Origin of the sequence: Bacillus sp. FSL R5-0512, assembly GCF_038593295.1 — a bacterium.
Taxonomy (GTDB): domain Bacteria; phylum Bacillota; class Bacilli; order Bacillales; family Bacillaceae; genus Bacillus; species Bacillus safensis.
Genome location: NZ_CP151982.1, coordinates 2,507,213 through 2,524,885, shown reverse-complemented (window position 1 = coordinate 2,524,885; position 17,673 = coordinate 2,507,213). Strand labels below are relative to the sequence as shown.

Sequence of the window (17,673 nt, the reverse complement as noted above, 5' to 3'; positions counted from 1 at the left end):
AACTTCCACTTCTTAAGTAAATGTTTTGCTCTTTTCTTTTAAGATCTGCGTCAACATATCTAACTTATCATATGACTCTTTTCCAAACTCTACTGATTTTTCACCACGCGACTTAGTGTTCGCTTCTAATGAAAGTGCAAATTTATTATCTACCACATCTTTTAATAAATTTTTAATACTTTTTATTGTTTCTAAGGAGTATTCCTCATCAATCTCAATCTGCTCTTTAATGTCTTTTTTGTGTATATCATCAATTATCTCGAATAGGTTATTTAATGATTTTTCAGGTACTTCAAATAGATAAACTTCATTGGGCTCTGTTTTCAACTAAACTCCAAAAGATGAAGGCTGTAAGGAATCCAATCTCAAATTTATTTCATGAGTAGGGAGCTGATCCATGACTTTACTGCCAATATCATAAGGGCAATCCCATTAATGGATTTCTTTAAGTGATCCAATACTTTCAAAAAGACATTTAAACCTATATCATGGCTATTATTATCATCCTTTAAGATTAGTTTAAATCTAGAACTGTCAATAACATCTTCCTCTACCCTGTAGAGCTCTTCATCAGTTAAGTGATCATATTCTACAAAGAAATCGGTCTCAGGAAAACTCAATGGTTTTAAGTTTTTATCATCTACTTTAATAAGATTAATTTCTGCATCTGGATTTTCAACAGTAGAATCAACAATTAAATAATTTAACCTATTTTTATTTTTCAAATTCATTAACAAACCTAACACAGAAATTCTTTGTTGAAGTAACTCAAGATGCTCTTTAGTTGAGATGCGACTAAAGAACCACTTATCAACATCATCGCTTACTTCTTTAAAGTAGTAATTTAAATACAAGTCATTATCGGGAGTCCTAGAAATGAAAAACAAAGGGAAGTCAAAATACTCAAATACATTAATCATTTCTGAATTTTCAAGTTCCCCATATGAAATTTTATCTTGTTTCACTTTCCTACTCCTCTCCAACAAAAACATCCATCAGGTTCACACCCTTTCATGATAAAATAATAGTGTAGTTGATAGAACTGCGTTGAATTGATACTTAAATAGCTTTTTATAAATTGAAAGATGGGTGAAGAGTTTGAAGTTAACAAATCAAAAGAGCTTCGTGTCGTTGATGAATGAGATTGATAGAGAGAAACGTGAACAACGAGACCGAGGAACTTTATTTGAGATATTAGTTTCCACATACCTTAAAAACGAGCCAATGTATGCTCGTCTGTTTGATGAAGTATGGATGTTAGGAAGTGTACCTGAAGAGTACGGAGTCCCTAAGAAGGATAATGGTGTAGATTTAGTTGCACGAAGAAGAGAAACCGGTGAATTAGTTGCTATACAGTGCAAGTATTATTCAATGGACACAACAATCCAGAAATCTCACATTGATTCTTTTTTAAACGAGGTAGGAAAGAGTTATTATGCAGAAGGAATTATTGTAACTTCAACTGATAAATGGAGTAGCAATGCAAATAACGCTTTGTTAGATCGTGATAAAAAAATTGTTCGTATAGGTTTATCCCAATTACGTGATAGCGAGATTGATTGGTCAAATTTCTCGATTGATGATCCCAAGACAGTTGAATTGAAAGCAGTAAAAAAACCACGTAAACATCAGATTCCTGCTATTGAGAAAGTAGTAAACGGATTTGAAACTGTTGACCGTGGAAAATTGATAATGGCACCTGGTACAGGAAAAACCTATACTTCACTGGTGATTGCTGAGGAAATGGCGGAAAAGAAAGATGGGACGTTTAGAGTATTATACCTTGTACCGAGTATTCAGTTACTTTCCCAATCATTAAGAGGCTGGACTGCAGACTCTAAATACCGTAAAGATATGGACACATTTGCTGTCTGTTCTGATAGAAAAGTTACTAAGAAGACATCAGGTGAAAATGAATTTGAAGATATTGCAGCTGCTGACCTAGGGTATCCAGCTACGACTGATTATCAAAAATTATTGGACCGTCAAAATGTAATCGACTTAAGTGATAATCCAAGTAAATTCTTGGTGGTTTTCTCAACTTATCAATCAATTGACGTAATTATTGAAGCACAAAAAAATGGTTTTTATGAGTTTGATTTAGTTGTATGTGATGAAGCACACCGTACTACTGGTGCTACTGAGTCCGGAACAGAAGCAAGTGCGTTTACGAAGGTTCACGATGACAACAACATTAAAACTGCTAAACGTTTATACCAAACTGCTACACCAAGAGTGTACGGTGAGGATGCGAAAAAGAAAGCAGAGGAAATGTCTGTCTTAATTTCAGACATGGGTAATTCTGAAATATATGGGGAAGAATTTTACCGGATAGGATTCGGGGATGCAATTAAAAAAGATATTTTAACTGACTACAAAGTAATGGTTCTAGCTGTAGATGAAGAAGTAATTGCTCGTAGATTTCAACAGATGCTTGCTCGTGAATCAGAATTGGAATTTGACGATGTTACTAAAATCATTGGTTGCTGGAATGGATTGGTTAAGCGGAAAGGTAACACTAACGAAACAATCGGCCAACCTATGAAGAGAGCAATCGCGTTTACAGGGACAATTAAGGACTCGAAGTTAATTACTAATATGTTTTCAAGTGTAGTTGATGAATATATAAACGAAGTAAACGACCAATCAGATATATTTAATATAGAAATTGAACACGCAGATGGTTCAATGAACGCTCTACAAAAGAATGAAAAGATTTCATGGTTAAAAGCTGGAGTCAATGACCGTACATGTAGAATCTTGTCAAACGCTAGATTTTTAACAGAAGGCGTCGATGTTCCCGATTTAGATGCTGTTATGTTTTTAAAGCCAAGAAAATCGAAAATTGATATTGCCCAAGCAGTTGGACGAGTAATGCGGAAAGCCCCTGGGAAAGATTATGGATATGTAATTTTACCTATAGGAGTTCCTTCTGGAGTAGATCCTAATACAGTTTTAGATAATAACGAAAAGTATCGAGTGGTTTGGGAAGTGTTGAATGCTTTACGATCTCTAGATGAACGTTTTGACGCAACTATAAACAAACTTGAATTAAACAAAAAAAAGCCAGACCAGGTTCAAGTTATTGGAGTTGGAGATGCTCCTGATGATGACTTAGTGATACCTTCTCCAGAAAATGAACAACTTGCATTCACACTTACTGATGATGATTGGTCAGAACTTGAACGTGCCATTTATGGAAAAATCGTTAAAAAAGTCGGTAACGTACGATATTGGGAAGATTGGTCTAAGGATGTTGCAGAAATAGCTCAACAGCATATGATGCGTATTCGAGTAATGCTGGATGATAAAAATAGCGAGGCTTTTCAAGAGTTTCAGAAGTTCGTAAATAGTTTACGCTATAACATCAACAGTACTATTTCAGATAATCAAGCAATTGAAATGTTGGCGCAGCATTTAATAACTAAACCAGTATTTGAAGCATTATTTGAATCATATAGCTTTGTTAATAACAATCCTGTTTCACAAGCAATGGAATCAATTTTAAGTGTACTTGATAAACAAGGATTAGTAAGAGAACAGGAAAGACTACAAGAATTTTATGAAAGCGTCCGTATACGTGCTCAAGGCATTGATAATTTAAAGGCAAAACAGGACATAATCATCCAACTTTATGACAAATTCTTTAGAGTTGGATTCAAGGAAACTACAGAAAGTTTAGGTATAGTTTTTACACCTGTAGAGGTTGTAGACTTTATTATTCATTCAGTTAATGATGCTTTAAAAAAACATTTTGGAAAATCATTATCTACCGAAGGAGTACATGTTCTTGATCCTTTTACCGGAACGGGAACATTCATTACTCGTTTACTACAAAGCGGGCTGATTAATAAAAATGAATTGTTGCGTAAGTATACTCAAGAACTTCATGCAAATGAGATTGTACTTTTAAGTTATTATATAGCTGCTATCAATATAGAAGAAACATTCCATTCAATTATGGAAGGGGAATATCAGCCATTCGAAGGCATTGTTTTGACTGATACATTTGAATCTACCGAAAGAAAAAACTCTTTTGAAGATGAATTGTTTAATGAAAATAATACTCGGCTTAAAAAGCAACAGGAAAACCCTATTTTCGCAATCATAGGTAATCCTCCTTATAGAATAGGGAAAAATAATGCTAATGATGCTAATGAAAACGTTCGTTATTTAAAGTTAGAAGAAGATATCGCTAATACTTATGCAAAATTTTCTAATTCCACAGCAAAAAACACACTATATGATAGTTATATCAAATCACTCCGCTGGTCAACAGATAGATTAGGTGAAAAAGGTATTGTTGGGTTTGTTACAAATGGTTCATTTATTGATAGCAACGCCACAAGCGGTTTAAGAAAATGTTTAGCAGAGGATTTCAATTATATATATGTGTATAATCTTCGGGGCGACCAAAGAACTCAAGGCGAACAATCAAGAAAAGAAGGTGGGAAAATATTTGGATCTGGTAGCAGAGCATCTATTGCTATAACACTTTTAATTAAGGATGGATCTGAAAATCACAAAATTTATTATCACGATATTGGAAATTATCTAACTCGTGAAGAAAAACTTAAAATAATTTCTGAAAGAAAATCCATAAACAATATTGACTGGAAAGAAATTATACCAGACGAGAATTTTGATTGGATAAATCAAAGGGATGAAAATTACAGCTCGTATATTCCGTTATTTTCTAATAACGAAGATAGAATATTTAATGACCATGGAATTGGTGCTCAAACAGCACGGGATTTTTGGACGTATGGATTTTCAAAGATATCTGTTGAGCAAAAGGTTGAGAAACTCATTGACAACTATAATTCAGAAATTAGCAGGCTAGCTAACATCAATGATATAGATGAGAAGTTGGCATCTATAAATATTTCTGATAACTTTGTTAAGTGGACAAGAGGGTTGAGAAACTCATTTAAACGTGGGATTAAGTTTGATTTTGATGCTAAAAAAATACGGTATAGTCAATATCGTCCCTTCACAAAAAAATGGCTGTATTATAGTTCAGATGTAGTAGAATATCCTGCAAAATACAAAGATAAAATGGGGACAAACAATAAGCTTATTTTTGTTACAGGAACAGGTATCAAACGAGATTTTTCAGCAATTATGGTTGATAATATCCCTAATTATCACCTAATGGATACAGGGCAAGCATTTCTCCTATATGATAATTCTAACAAGTCTACACTTTTATCAGACAACAGCAATATTAGTGATTCAATTAAAGAAAAATTGGGTTTAAATGACTTAGATGTTTTTTACTATGTTTATGGGGTTTTACATTCACCAGAATATCGTGAACGGTATGCCAATGATTTGAAAAAATCAGTACCGCGCATTCCTATACTAAAAGATAAAAATAAATTTGTTTACGTAGGTCAAAAACTATCTGAGCTCCATCTGAATTATGAGTCTGTCGATCCTTTCACTGACTTAGTTATCGAAGGAAAAACAAACCCTTCATATAAAGTTCAAAAGATGAAACACCCAAAACGTGGACAATTAGATACTATTGTCTTTAATAGTGACATCACCATTAAGAATATCCCTGAAAAGGCATATGATTATGTCGTAAATGGTCGCCCAGCTATTGAATGGATAATAGACCAGTATCAAGTGAAAACAGATAAGAAGTCTGGTATTGTAGATGACCCTAACTTATTCTCTGATGACGAACGCTATATATTTGATTTGCTATTACGTATAATCAACGTATCTGTTCAAACAGTGGATTTAGTGAACAGTCTACCAGCATTAGAAATAGAAGAGTAAAAAGAAATTAATTTAGCATACTTTTAGGTTTAACCCTAGAAGTATGCTTTTTATTATTTGTAATAAAACATCCTTTTTATTAGACTGCTCTGCAGACTTAATCAGATAAATAGTCTATATTGAAAACTTTCATCCTCCTTTATTCATTTCTTCGACTCATCTAATAGAGTCAATAGTGGGTTTACAGGTTGCTGGTTCTGATTATTCATTTGCTCTAATTTTCTTTCTTCAATCATCACTTTAGCCATGTCATTAGCCAACTGTAACCGCTGAGACAATGGTATACATAGCACTACCATGTGCTGGTTTATTTGTTTATCAATAGATATCATCCGCTTTTCAAGACTTATAGCAGCTTCGTCTTCTATTCTGAATTCGTTGTGTGCTTGTTTTAAGCGTGACCAAATAAACAGAAATTACACCAACAGGTTCAAGCTATTAGAATCTGCTTCTGTAAAACTGTCATTATACTCCTTTAACTTCTTAAAATACTCCAACTCTTCATTAGAAAGTCTTTAATCTTACAATGCCTAAAAAATTCCTCTGCTGCTTATTCGTATGATGAATTCTGTGTATCATCAGTGATAGATTGGAAGGTCTGTTTGGCAAGTGAACTGGAGATTGATTTTCTTCGTTTGATGGGAATCACTCCTAAAATATTTATAGGAACGATTTGAGGTATGGGTGCTTTTCGTGGTATTTATGAATGAACTGTACCTATTAAAAATGAGCATAAAAAACCATCACGTTTTTAAAAACGCAATGGTTTCAGTAGTTTGGTACGCCCTAGGAGGGAATCGACCCCCCATTTTAAGAACCGGAATCTTACGTGCTAAGTGTTGCAACATGCGTTTATTTTCACTATAATAAAACTAATATTTTAAAAACCATGATAGAGGAAGATTGTTTCAAGAAGCGGCCTTTTAGGGAGAATGCATCGTAGACTGAAAGTGCATTTAAGGAATGCTGAAACAGGAATTCACCTCTGGAGTTGTCACCGGGACCGCAGGCTTTGCGTAAAGGTGGACCGGATTCGTTTGATTCCGTTATGTCAATGAAGCTTATTCGCACATGCATTTGTGCTTAACAAGGGTGGTACCGCGACCACAACTCGTCCCTTCTTTTATGGAGGAACGAGTTTTTTTATTGTCTTCAAACGATCAAACAGCCGTTTATCCGAACGGTTTTGTATATCAAAAGGAGGATCACACTCATGCAAGAAACGTTAAAACAGCTTGAAACAGAGGCGATAGCGAAGGTTGAAGCAGCTAGCTCGCTCAAAGAGGTCAATGACATTCGTGTTCAATACTTAGGGAAAAAAGGACCGATTACAGAAGTACTTCGCGGAATGGGCAAGCTCTCCGCAGAAGAAAGACCGAAAATGGGTGCACTTGCAAACGAAGTAAGAGAGCAGATTGCTAGTGCCATTGCTGAAAAAAATGAACAGCTGGAAAAAGAAGAAGTGAAGAAAAAACTTGCTTCTCAAACGATCGATGTTACTTTGCCGGCAAGTCCAATCAAAATGGGGGCAAGACATCCATTAACGATAGTTGTCGAAGATATTGAAGATTTATTTATCGGAATGGGCTACACCGTTGAGGAAGGTCCTGAAGTGGAAACGGATTATTATAACTTTGAAGCACTGAATCTCCCAAAGGAGCATCCGGCACGTGATATGCAGGACAGCTTCTATATTACCGAAGATACACTGATGAGAACACAAACATCACCAGTACAAGCACGTACACTTGAGAAATATAAAGGACAAGGTCCTGTGAAGATCATCTGTCCTGGAAAAGTATATAGACGTGACAGTGATGACGCGACTCATTCACATCAATTTATGCAAATTGAAGGGCTTGTCGTCGATCACAATATTAGCATGAGTGATCTAAAAGGAACGCTGGAGACAGTCGCAAGAAAAATGTTTGGGGAAGATCGTGAAATTAGACTGCGTCCAAGCTTTTTCCCTTTCACAGAACCATCTGTCGAAGTCGATGTGTCTTGCTTTAAATGCGGCGGGAAGGGCTGTTCTGTATGTAAAGGAACAGGCTGGATTGAGATTTTAGGTGCAGGAATGGTTCATCCGAATGTCCTGAAAATGAGCGGGTTTGATCCAGAAACTTACCAAGGCTTTGCTTTTGGAATGGGTGTGGAACGGATCGCGATGCTGAAATACGGCATTGATGATATTCGCCATTTCTACACAAATGACATTAGATTCACAAAGCAATTCAAGCAGGACTAAGAGGAGGAAATCAACATGTTTGTTTCATATAAATGGTTAGAAGACTATGTCGATTTAGAAGGCATCAAGCCGGCTGAATTAGCAGAAAAAATCACAAGAAGCGGAATTGAAGTGGAAGCCGTTGAATATAAAGGCGAAGGCATCAAAGGAGTTGTCGTTGGACACGTCATTGAACGTGAACAGCATCCGAATGCGGATAAATTAAACAAATGTCTTGTTGATATCGGCGAAGACGCACCGGTGCAAATTATTTGCGGGGCTCCGAATGTGGAGAAAGGACAGTATGTGGCCGTCGCAACGGTTGGCGCAGTCCTTCCTGGCAGCTTTAAAATTAAAAAAGCAAAACTGCGCGGTGAAGAGTCTCATGGCATGATTTGTTCTCTGCAAGAATTAGGCGTAGAGAGCAAGCTCGTACCAAAGGAATATGCAGAAGGGATTTTTGTTTTCCCAAATGACGTGAAACCAGGGGATGATGCTCTTCAAGCACTTCAATTAGATGATGCGGTACTTGAGCTTGGCTTAACACCAAACCGTGCCGATGCCCTGAATATGCTGGGTGTGGCTTATGAGGTTGCCGCCATTTTAGGGAGAGACATCAAGCTTCCTGATACAGCACATGACACTTCTTCCGAAAAAGCAGCAGACTATATTTCTGTTAAAATTGAGGATCAAGAAGCGAATCCACTTTATGCAGCGAAGATCATTAAAAATGTAAAGGTTGGACCAGCACCGCTTTGGATGCAAACAAGGTTGATGAATGCAGGTATCCGTCCAATTAATAACGTTGTGGATATTACAAACTTTGTACTGCTTGAATACGGCCAGCCGCTTCATGCCTTTGATTATGACCGCTTTGGTTCAAAGCAGGTGGTCGTTCGTAAAGCGTCTGACAGCGAAATCATTCAAACACTCGATGAGCAAGAGCGTACATTGTCATCAAAGCATCTTGTCATCACGAATGGAACGAAAGCGCACGCGGTAGCAGGCGTCATGGGCGGCTTCGAATCAGAGGTGCGGGATGAGACGACGACGATTCTTTTAGAAGCGGCATATTTCAACGGTCAAACAGTCCGTCAAGCCTCTAGAGACTTAGGGCTTCGCAGTGAATCAAGCACACGATTTGAAAAAGGACTCGATCCGCAGCGTACGAAGCCGGCAGCAGAAAGAGCAGCTCAATTGATCAGCATGTATGCAGGCGGTGAAGTGCTAAGTGGTACAGTTGAGGAAAATCACCTTGAAGCAAGTATGAATGTCATCCACGTATCAACTGAGCGTGTGAACAAGGTGCTTGGAATGAGCATTTCAAAAGAAGATATGATTCAGATTTTCAACAAACTAGGCTTTACAGTGGGCGAATCAAATGATGTTCTTGTCGTAACAGTTCCTTCCCGCAGAATGGATATTACGATTGAAGAAGACCTCATTGAAGAAGTCGCAAGATTATACGGCTACGATAATATTCCATCTACACTGCCTGCGACAGCCGGCACTGTTGGCGGTCTCACGCCATACCAAGTAAAGCGCAGAAAGGTAAGACGTTTCTTAGAGGGCGCAGGACTTTCTCAAGCGATTACGTATTCATTGACAAATCAGCATAAGTCCACAGCTTTTGCCCTGCATCCAGCTTATGAAACGAGACTTTCTCTGCCAATGAGTGAGGAACGCAGTGTGCTAAGACAAAGTCTTCTTCCAAACTTACTTGATTCTGTAGCATATAACTTGGCAAGACAAGCTGATTCATTTGGATTTTATGAAACGGGCTCTGTGTTCTTAGCAGAAGCTGAAGGGGCAAAACCAGTGGAAAAAGAACATGTCGCTGGTGCGCTGACAGGCTTATGGCATAAAAATCTTTGGCAGGGCGAGAAAAAAGCCGTCGATTTTTATGTAGCGAAAGGAATTGCTGAAGGATTGTTTGAAAAGCTTGGTGTGTCAGACCAAATCACATATGTTCAAGCAGAGCGTGAGGGTCTTCACCCAGGGCGAACAGCAGATGTTCACTTAAATGGTCAAGTCATTGGCTTTGTTGCCGCACTGCATCCAGTCGTTGAAAAGGAATTGGATTTAAAAGAAACGTATGTCTTCGAGTTTGATTTAACAGATGTGATGACATCTGAAACGAAGGATATGAAATATACGGCGATTCCGAGATTCCCTGCTGTGACAAGAGATATTGCACTTGTTGTTGATCAGCATATCTCAAGCGGACAGCTGGAGCGTGTGATCTATGAAGCAGGCGGTCAATTACTCACAGACCTATCTGTATTTGATGTATACGAAGGGGAACATATGGAAGAAGGCAAAAAATCTGTTGCATTCTCTCTTCAATATTTAAATCCTGAACAAACGTTGACCGAGGAAGAAGTTACAGCTGTTCATACAAAAGTTTTGAAAGCACTAGAAGATACGTATCAAGCCGTCTTACGCGGTTAAAGGAAAAAAAGCTAGGGCCTCATGGGCTCTAGCTTTTTTTATAGCATTTTTTTCGCTTTTTGTGTGTTGGCAAAATGCAGCTTTGTAAATTGACGTAAAGCATCTTCACCGTGCAGCTTGATGAGCTTGGCGGCGGCCTTGTCTACATGAGGACCGGCTCCTTTTGGGATGTCAAAGCCTGCAGCCTGTGATAATTTGTCCATTTCAATTAAAAAGGCGTACCTTGCGATAATAGAAGCTGCAGCGACTGAAAAATGGATGCCTTCTGCTTTTGTACTAAAATACGTCCGCTCCCGGATGATTTTTTTCCCGGCAAGATGCTTGAAATAAATGCCTGGTTCTGCAAATTGGTCAATCAAAATGGCCTCTGGCTGCTTTCCATCGAGTTTTTCTAGCACAGAGGTGATGACTTGGTTATGAAGCAGTGCTTTCATTTTTCCTTGACTCATGCCTTTTTCCTGCATCGTATTGTATTTTTCATTTCGGAGAACGAGAAGACTGAACGGAATGGTTTTGATGAGATCCTTGGCAATGTTGATAATTTGCGGATCCTTTAATCCTTTTGAGTCTTTTACGCCAAGCTCTTTCATTAAAGCAAGCTGGCTGGCATCAACATAGGCCGCACAGACTGTGATCGGTCCGAAATAATCACCTGTACCTACTTCGTCTGAACCGACGACCGACATGGAAGCAATGCCAGGCGGCGGACTGTATTTTGTGACAGCAGGTGATTTTTGACTTTTCGTATCAGCTGCTTGTAAATGGCTGAATTGACTGGCTTCAGCTTCTGCCTTTTGTCCTTGAAAGAGCACTTTCCCAGATCGATAAGCTGTAATCGTACAGCCAGGGACTTTTGCTTGAAAGAGGGCGCCTGGCGGCAAAGTGTCTGTTAAATGGTGCGCATACGTGCTCTTCATTTTTTTGAGGTCTTCTGATGTTGCTTTTAAAACGGATTGGGGCACAGTGGATAACTCCTTTTTACCTTGATATCATTGATTTCTAAAGTGTACCATAACAGGGAAGGGCTCGTCTTTCCATTCAATGTCTAAACATGTTATGATAGAGACTAGGATTCTCGTGGAATGGAGGAGAAACGTTGTCTGACGGCGGTAAAACGAAAACAACAGTTGAGATTTACGGACAGTCCTATACGATCATCGGACAAGAAACGAAGATGCATATGCGACATGTTGCGTCAATTGTTGATGATAAAATGAGAGAAATAAATGAAAAAAATCCATACCTTGATATAAACAAATTAGCTGTACTGACAGCAGTCAATGTCGTCCACGACTACTTGAAATTAAAAGAGCAATACGAAAAATTAGAGATTCAGCTAAAAGAAAAGGAATGAAATTACCGTGATCGATATCATCATTTTGTTTTTGCTTCTTATGGGAACGCTTGTCGGTCTAAAGCGCGGGTTTATTCTTCAATTTATTAAATTGATCAGCTTTGTTGTTTCTATCTTAGTGGCTTCTATGTTTTATCAGTCACTTGCACCACAGCTTACGTGGATTCCGGCACCTAATTTTAGCGGCGGTCAACCGCAGCTCGCTTTCTTTAGCGGGAATCTAGAAACAGCTTATTATAATACCATTGCGTTTATCATTCTGTTTATCTTGACCAAAATCCTGCTCGCCATCATTGGCGGATTGCTCACAACCATTGCAAGTATACCTGTGATTAAACAGGTGAACAAACTGCTTGGCGGTGTTTTAGGATTTCTGGAAACCTATTTATTTGTGTTTATTCTATTGTTTGTCGCTGCATTACTTCCAGTAGATGCGCTCCAAACAATGATGAGCAAATCAATGTTAGCAGATGTGATCGTAAACAACACCCCTTACCTGTCCGGTCTTGTCAAAGACCTATGGTCGACGTATGGAGTTTAAAAACTTCTCCTTTTCTGGAGAAGTTTTTTCTCATTACATGACAGAAAGTTGTAGGATGAAGGGAAAGTTTGTATATTTATATAGGAAGATGCCAAAGCGGCTGGAGGATGAGAGATGAATAAAAAAGATATTATCAAACTTCTTGAAACAATTGCAGTATATATGGAATTAAAAGGAGATAATCCTTTTAAAATTTCTGCCTTTCGTAAAGCAGCAGCGGCACTGGAACAAGACGACCGCAGCCTTTCTCAAATAGATGATCTATTAGCATTACCCGGCATTGGAAAAGGAACCTTTGCTGTGATCACAGAGTATATCGAAAAAGGACAATCAGAAACGCTCGAACAATTAAAAAAGGAAGTGCCTGAAGGACTTGTCCCGCTCTTAAAATTGCAAGGGCTTGGCGGGAAGAAGATTGCGAAGCTTTACCAAGAGCTTGGCGTCCATGATGCACAGTCATTAAAAGAAGCATGCGAAGCGGAAAAAGTACAAGCGCTTGCAGGCTTCGGTAAAAAAACCGAAGAAAAGATTCTCGCAGCTCTTGAGGAGGCCGGAAAGCAGCCAGAACGACTGCCAATTGGCTTTGCATTAGATGTGGCAGAGCGGATTGATCATGCGCTTGAACAGATGAAGGGTATTATTCGTTTTTCTAGAGCTGGCAGTCTAAGACGTGCACGGGAAACTGTCAAAGATTTAGATTATATCATTGCGACCAGCGATCCTGAACAAGTCAGAGAGCAGCTCGTTGCACTTGATGATGTCAAAGACGTCATTGCAAGTGGTGATACGAAGGTATCTGTCATTCTTGCCCTTGATTTTGAGATCAGTGTAGACTTCCGGCTTGTGACAACAGACCAATTTGCAACAACGCTGCACCATTTCACTGGCTCAAAAGATCACAATATTCGCATGCGACAGCTGGCGAAGGAACGCGGAGAGCGTATTAGTGAATATGGTGTGGAAACAATTGAAACTGGAGAAGTCAAAACGTTTGAAGACGAGGCCGCTTTTTATGCGCATTTTCAACTTCCGCTCATCCCGCCAGAAATTCGTGAAACCGGAGCGGAGATTGATACGTATAAAGAAAGTATGCAATTTGTAGAGTTAAAAGATATCAAAGGCGACCTTCATATGCACTCAACATGGAGTGACGGCGCATTTTCTATTCGCGAAATGGCAGAGGCATGTATCGCAAAAGGCTATGAATACATGGCGATTACAGACCACTCGCAATATTTAAAAGTAGCAAACGGTTTAACAAAAGAACGTTTACGTCTGCAAGCAAAAGAAATTGACAAGCTGAATCAAGAATTCGAGCATTTTCACATTTTCAAAGGGGTCGAAATGGACATTCTCCCGGATGGATCATTAGATTATGATGATGACTTTTTAGCAGACATGGATTTTGTCATTGCGTCTATCCACTCGAGCTTTTCTCAGCCGGAAGAAGTCATTATGGAGCGCCTTGAAAATGCCCTGCGGAATCAGCATGTGGATTTAATTGCACATCCAACAGGCCGTTTGATCGGCAGACGGGACGGCTATGCCTTAAATATAGATCAGCTCATAGAGCTTGCGAAGAAAACGGGAACTGCACTAGAGCTCAACAGCAACCCGTCAAGACTGGATTTAAAAACAGAGCATTTAATGAAAGCAAACGAAGCAGGTGTGAACATCATGATCAATACAGATGCGCACAATATCGCCATGCTGGATCATATGGAAGTTGGTGTAACAGCTGCAAGAAAAGGCTGGACACCAAAAGCAAATGTCGTGAATACTTTTTCTCTAAACGAGATTAAAAAGTTTTTAACGCGTGACAGGTAGTCGTTAGGAGGCTGGACCATGCTGCAACAAAAAGTGTTAGCATCATTAGAATTTCATAAAGTAAAAGAAAAAGTCATGTCCTATACCGCATCCTCATTAGGAAAAGAAAGAGCGCAGGATTTAACGCCGCTGACGGATATAGAAACCATTCAGCATTTGCTGGAAGAGGTAGCAGAAGCACAGGATGTCATCCGCTTAAAGGGATCGGCGCCATTTGGCGGGCTGACGGATATTAGACGCGGGGTCAAACGGGCAGAAATCGGCAGTACATTAAGCCCATCTGAGCTCATGGAAATTGCAGCGCTATTATACACTGCGAAAAACATGAAGCACTTTCTCACGTCCCTGTATGAAGATGGTGTAGACATACCTCGCCTTCATACATATGCAGAGACGCTGATATTACTGCCTGAAGTCAGAAAAGAAATCGAAAGCTGTATCGGTGATAATGGAGAAGTGCTTGATCATGCAACTCCGGCGCTACGAACAATACGTACGCAATTACGTTCATTAGAATCAAAAGTGCGAGATAAATTAGAATCCATGATTCGCTCACAATCTGCTTCAAAAATGCTGTCAGACACGATTGTTACCATTCGTAATGACCGGTTCGTGCTTCCAGTAAAGCAGGAGTACCGCTCGAATTACGGCGGAATTGTTCACGACCAGTCATCATCAGGAGCAACCCTATTTATCGAGCCGCAAGTGGTCGTGGATTTAAATAACACCTTGCAGCAAACCCGTTTAAAAGAAAAACAAGAGGTCGAAAAGATCCTGCAAATGCTGACAGCGAGCGTGTCAGAACACATTGAGGAACTGCTTCACAATGTAAAAGAGCTTCAGACGTTAGATTTTATTTTTGCTAAAGCCAAATATGCAAAGGCAGAAAAAGCCACAAAGCCTGCTGTGAATGATCAAGGGGAGATTTATTTAAAGCGGGCAAGACATCCTCTATTGCCTAGGGATCAGGTTGTGGCAAATGACATTGAGCTCGGCAAAGATTTTTCAACCATCGTTATTACTGGCCCAAATACAGGGGGTAAGACAGTTACCTTGAAAACGCTTGGTCTTCTTACGCTGATGACGCAGGCAGGCCTTCATATTCCAGTTGAAGAAGGCTCGGAAGTGGCTGTATTCGACCAAGTCTTTGCTGATATTGGAGATGAACAATCTATTGAGCAAAGCTTGAGTACGTTCTCATCTCATATGGTCAATATTGTAGATATCTTAAAGAATTTGACATCTAACTCACTCGTGTTATTTGATGAATTAGGGGCAGGAACAGACCCTGCAGAAGGTGCCGCGCTGGCCATGAGTATCTTAGATGAAGTGCATCAAACAAATGCACGCGTCATCGCAACGACTCACTATCCTGAGCTGAAGGCTTACGGATATAACCGGGAAGGTGTCACAAATGCGAGCGTGGAGTTTGACATTGAAACCTTATCACCAACGTACCGCTTGCTCATCGGTGTGCCCGGACGAAGTAATGCATTTGAAATTTCTAAACGTCTTGGGTTGCCAGATCACCTCATTGATCGTGCAAAAGCGGATATGCATGCCGAGCATAATGAAGTAGACCAAATGATTGCTTCATTAGAAGACAGCAAGAAACTAGCAGAAGAAGAGCTGCATGAGACAGAAGGCTATAGAAAAGAAGCAGAAAAGCTTCATAAAGAATTGCAGAGACAAATTCTTGAATGGAATGAGCAAAAGGACAAACTGCTTGAAGAAGCTGAAAAAAAAGCGGCAGAAAAAATTGAACAAGCCTCAAAAGAAGCAGAAGACATCATTCAAGAGCTTCGTTCGATAAAAAATGAGCATCGATCATTTAAAGAACATGAACTCATCGATGCGAGAAAGCGTCTTGAAGAAGCAGTCCCTGAGTTTGACCGGAAGAAAAAGCCAGAGCCGGTGAAAAAAGCAGCAAGACAGCTAAAATCAGGCGACGAAGTGAAAGTGCTCACCTTCGGGCAAAAAGGAACGCTGCTTGAACAAACAGGTGACAAAGAATGGAGTGTCCAAATGGGCATTCTGAAAATGAAAGTAAAAGAAAAAGACATGGAATTTATCAAATCAGCACCTGAATTTAAGCAGGAGAAAGCCATTACGGCAGTCAAAGGAAAAGACTATCATGTATCGTTTGAGCTTGACTTAAGGGGAGAGCGTTATGAAAATGCCTTAAGCAGAGTCGAGAAATATTTAGATGATGCTGTCTTAGCTGGTTATCCGCGTGTGTCAATCATTCACGGAAAAGGAACTGGCGCCCTTAGAAAAGGGGTTCAGGAATTACTGAAACAGCACCGAAGTGTGAAAAATGCTCGTTTTGGGGAACAAGGCGAGGGAGGATCAGGCGTTACCATCGTCGAATTAAAGTAAAAAGGAGAAAACGCATGAAAGCCTTTTGGGAAAATGAACTTGTGGAAATTGCCGCCTATTACAGCGTGGCCGTCCTATGTCTTGTCTTATTTCTAACCATTTTTGAACTCGTTACCTCCTATAAAAACTGGGAAGAGATCCAGCGGGGGAACTTAGCTGTTGCCATGGCAACAGGCGGAAAGATTTTTGGGATTGCGAATGTGTTTCAGCATTCTATCGCACAGCACAATTCCCTTCTGCAAATGATTGGATGGGGCGTATACGGCTTTGTGATGCTGCTTGTCAGCTATTTCATTTTTGAATTTTTAACACCACGATTTAAAGTAGACAAAGAAATTGAGAATGATAATAGAGCGGTCGGGTTTATTTCACTCATTATTTCAGTTGGGCTGTCTTATGTAGTAGCAGCCGGCATTTAAGGAGACGACATGGAAAAGCTAGCAAAAGTATTAATCGTAGTTGCCTGCACTTTTGCGGTCATTGGTGCCGTTTACATGTTCCTGTGAAATGAAGAAGACAAAGTGAGAAAGCTGTCAGGGATTCCTTGGCAGCTTTTATCTCACCAGAAGGCGGTGAATCACATGAAGCAAATTCTGCAAAAAGACGAACTCATAAAGCGAATTGATACTTGTCTCCAAATGACTTCCCTGCCAAGAGACATATACGAACCGTATATTGCACGTCCATTTCAAACGACTGGATTTTTTGATGATTTGAGCCCTTATATTCAAATCGATCCGAGTGGCTATATTCTTATTCAATATGAACGAGGAATCCAAATGCTGCATAAAAGAACAAAAGCGGCGGATGAAGTCATTTACTGGATTTTAGAAGACACAATCTTTCTTACAGTCTACATAGATATGATGAGGCAGTATCAAGTCGACAACATCCAGACGCATTTACCTAATGACCCGAGTATCCATCAACAGATCGTGGAGAGAGTAAATGAGTCATTTCGTGCAATCGGTGGATTATATGAACAGTGGCATCATGAAGGAAAAAGAGCATCGATCGAAACACCGGCAAAGAAGTAAAGATGCCATGGAACCAAGCTCTATTTGAAAAAAGAAAACTGCCTTAAGGAAAAGTTTGCTATAATAA

Annotated in this window: 12 protein-coding genes; 9 read left to right on the top strand and 3 right to left on the bottom strand. The window is 39.4% G+C overall.

Annotation, left to right across the window (positions count from 1 at the left end; genetic code table 11):
- Positions 1–12: 12 nt before the first annotated feature.
- Positions 13–327 carry a hypothetical protein gene (locus tag NSQ25_RS12970; RefSeq protein WP_326136175.1) on the bottom strand — a complete coding sequence of 105 codons (315 nt, stop codon included), beginning with the start codon at positions 325–327 and terminating at the stop codon, positions 13–15.
- A gap of 44 nt (positions 328–371) precedes the next feature.
- The gene (locus NSQ25_RS12965; RefSeq protein WP_326136176.1) at positions 372–965 is read right to left on the bottom strand and encodes a DUF6575 domain-containing protein; all 594 of its coding nucleotides are present in this window, start codon (positions 963–965) and stop codon (positions 372–374) included.
- A gap of 169 nt (positions 966–1,134) precedes the next feature.
- On the opposite strand from NSQ25_RS12965, the gene NSQ25_RS12960 reads away from it, so the two are divergent.
- The 3 genes from NSQ25_RS12960 to pheT all read left to right on the top strand — a co-directional run bounded on the left by NSQ25_RS12960 (position 1,135) and on the right by pheT (position 10,468).
- Positions 1,135–5,790, top strand: a complete 4,656-nt coding sequence (locus NSQ25_RS12960) for a type ISP restriction/modification enzyme (RefSeq protein ID WP_326136177.1) — start codon at positions 1,135–1,137, stop codon at positions 5,788–5,790.
- Positions 5,791–7,003: 1,213 nt separating this feature from the next.
- Positions 7,004–8,038: a phenylalanine--tRNA ligase subunit alpha gene (gene pheS / locus NSQ25_RS12955; RefSeq protein WP_041107190.1), complete on the top strand. Its 1,035-nt coding sequence runs from the start codon at positions 7,004–7,006 to the stop codon at positions 8,036–8,038.
- 15 nt (positions 8,039–8,053) lie between these two features.
- Positions 8,054–10,468 (top strand): phenylalanine--tRNA ligase subunit beta, encoded by a 2,415-nt coding sequence (gene pheT / locus NSQ25_RS12950; RefSeq protein ID WP_326136178.1) that lies wholly within the window; start codon positions 8,054–8,056, stop codon positions 10,466–10,468.
- Positions 10,469–10,506: 38 nt separating this feature from the next.
- On the opposite strand, the gene rnhC is transcribed toward pheT, so the two are convergent.
- Positions 10,507–11,430 (bottom strand): ribonuclease HIII, encoded by a 924-nt coding sequence (rnhC, locus tag NSQ25_RS12945; RefSeq protein WP_326136179.1) that lies wholly within the window; start codon positions 11,428–11,430, stop codon positions 10,507–10,509.
- Positions 11,431–11,564: 134 nt separating this feature from the next.
- Between rnhC and zapA the strand changes: the two genes are divergently transcribed.
- The 6 genes from zapA to NSQ25_RS12915 all read left to right on the top strand — a co-directional run bounded on the left by zapA (position 11,565) and on the right by NSQ25_RS12915 (position 17,606).
- Complete coding sequence (zapA, locus tag NSQ25_RS12940) at positions 11,565–11,822, top strand: cell division protein ZapA (protein WP_012010831.1); 258 nt, start codon at positions 11,565–11,567, stop codon at positions 11,820–11,822.
- Between the two features lie 7 nt (positions 11,823–11,829).
- Positions 11,830–12,363 (top strand): CvpA family protein, encoded by a 534-nt coding sequence (locus NSQ25_RS12935; RefSeq protein ID WP_024423226.1) that lies wholly within the window; start codon positions 11,830–11,832, stop codon positions 12,361–12,363.
- A 114-nt stretch (positions 12,364–12,477) separates the two neighbouring features.
- A complete protein-coding gene (gene polX / locus NSQ25_RS12930) occupies positions 12,478–14,190 on the top strand; it encodes a DNA polymerase/3'-5' exonuclease PolX (RefSeq protein WP_326136180.1) in 1,713 nt (570 codons plus the stop codon).
- A gap of 21 nt (positions 14,191–14,211) precedes the next feature.
- Positions 14,212–16,569 carry an endonuclease MutS2 gene (locus tag NSQ25_RS12925; protein WP_326136649.1) on the top strand — a complete coding sequence of 786 codons (2,358 nt, stop codon included), beginning with the start codon at positions 14,212–14,214 and terminating at the stop codon, positions 16,567–16,569.
- A gap of 14 nt (positions 16,570–16,583) precedes the next feature.
- Positions 16,584–16,988 carry a DUF350 domain-containing protein gene (locus tag NSQ25_RS12920; RefSeq protein WP_008345990.1) on the top strand — a complete coding sequence of 135 codons (405 nt, stop codon included), beginning with the start codon at positions 16,584–16,586 and terminating at the stop codon, positions 16,986–16,988.
- Positions 16,989–17,150: 162 nt separating this feature from the next.
- Positions 17,151–17,606, top strand: a complete 456-nt coding sequence (locus NSQ25_RS12915; RefSeq protein ID WP_034280732.1) for an immunity 63 family protein — start codon at positions 17,151–17,153, stop codon at positions 17,604–17,606.
- Positions 17,607–17,673 lie beyond the last annotated feature (67 nt).

Bases quoted from the DNA above. Each gene is read 5' to 3' on its own strand.
- NSQ25_RS12960 (WP_326136177.1), top strand. From the start codon at position 1,135: ATGAATGAGATTGATAGAGAGAAACGTGAACAACGAGACCGAGGAACT.
- pheS (WP_041107190.1), top strand. From the start codon at position 7,004: ATGCAAGAAACGTTAAAACAGCTTGAAACAGAGGCGATAGCGAAGGTT.
- pheT (WP_326136178.1), top strand. From the start codon at position 8,054: ATGTTTGTTTCATATAAATGGTTAGAAGACTATGTCGATTTAGAAGGC.
- polX (WP_326136180.1), top strand. From the start codon at position 12,478: ATGAATAAAAAAGATATTATCAAACTTCTTGAAACAATTGCAGTATAT.
- NSQ25_RS12920 (WP_008345990.1), top strand. From the start codon at position 16,584: ATGAAAGCCTTTTGGGAAAATGAACTTGTGGAAATTGCCGCCTATTAC.
- NSQ25_RS12915 (WP_034280732.1), top strand. From the start codon at position 17,151: ATGAAGCAAATTCTGCAAAAAGACGAACTCATAAAGCGAATTGATACT.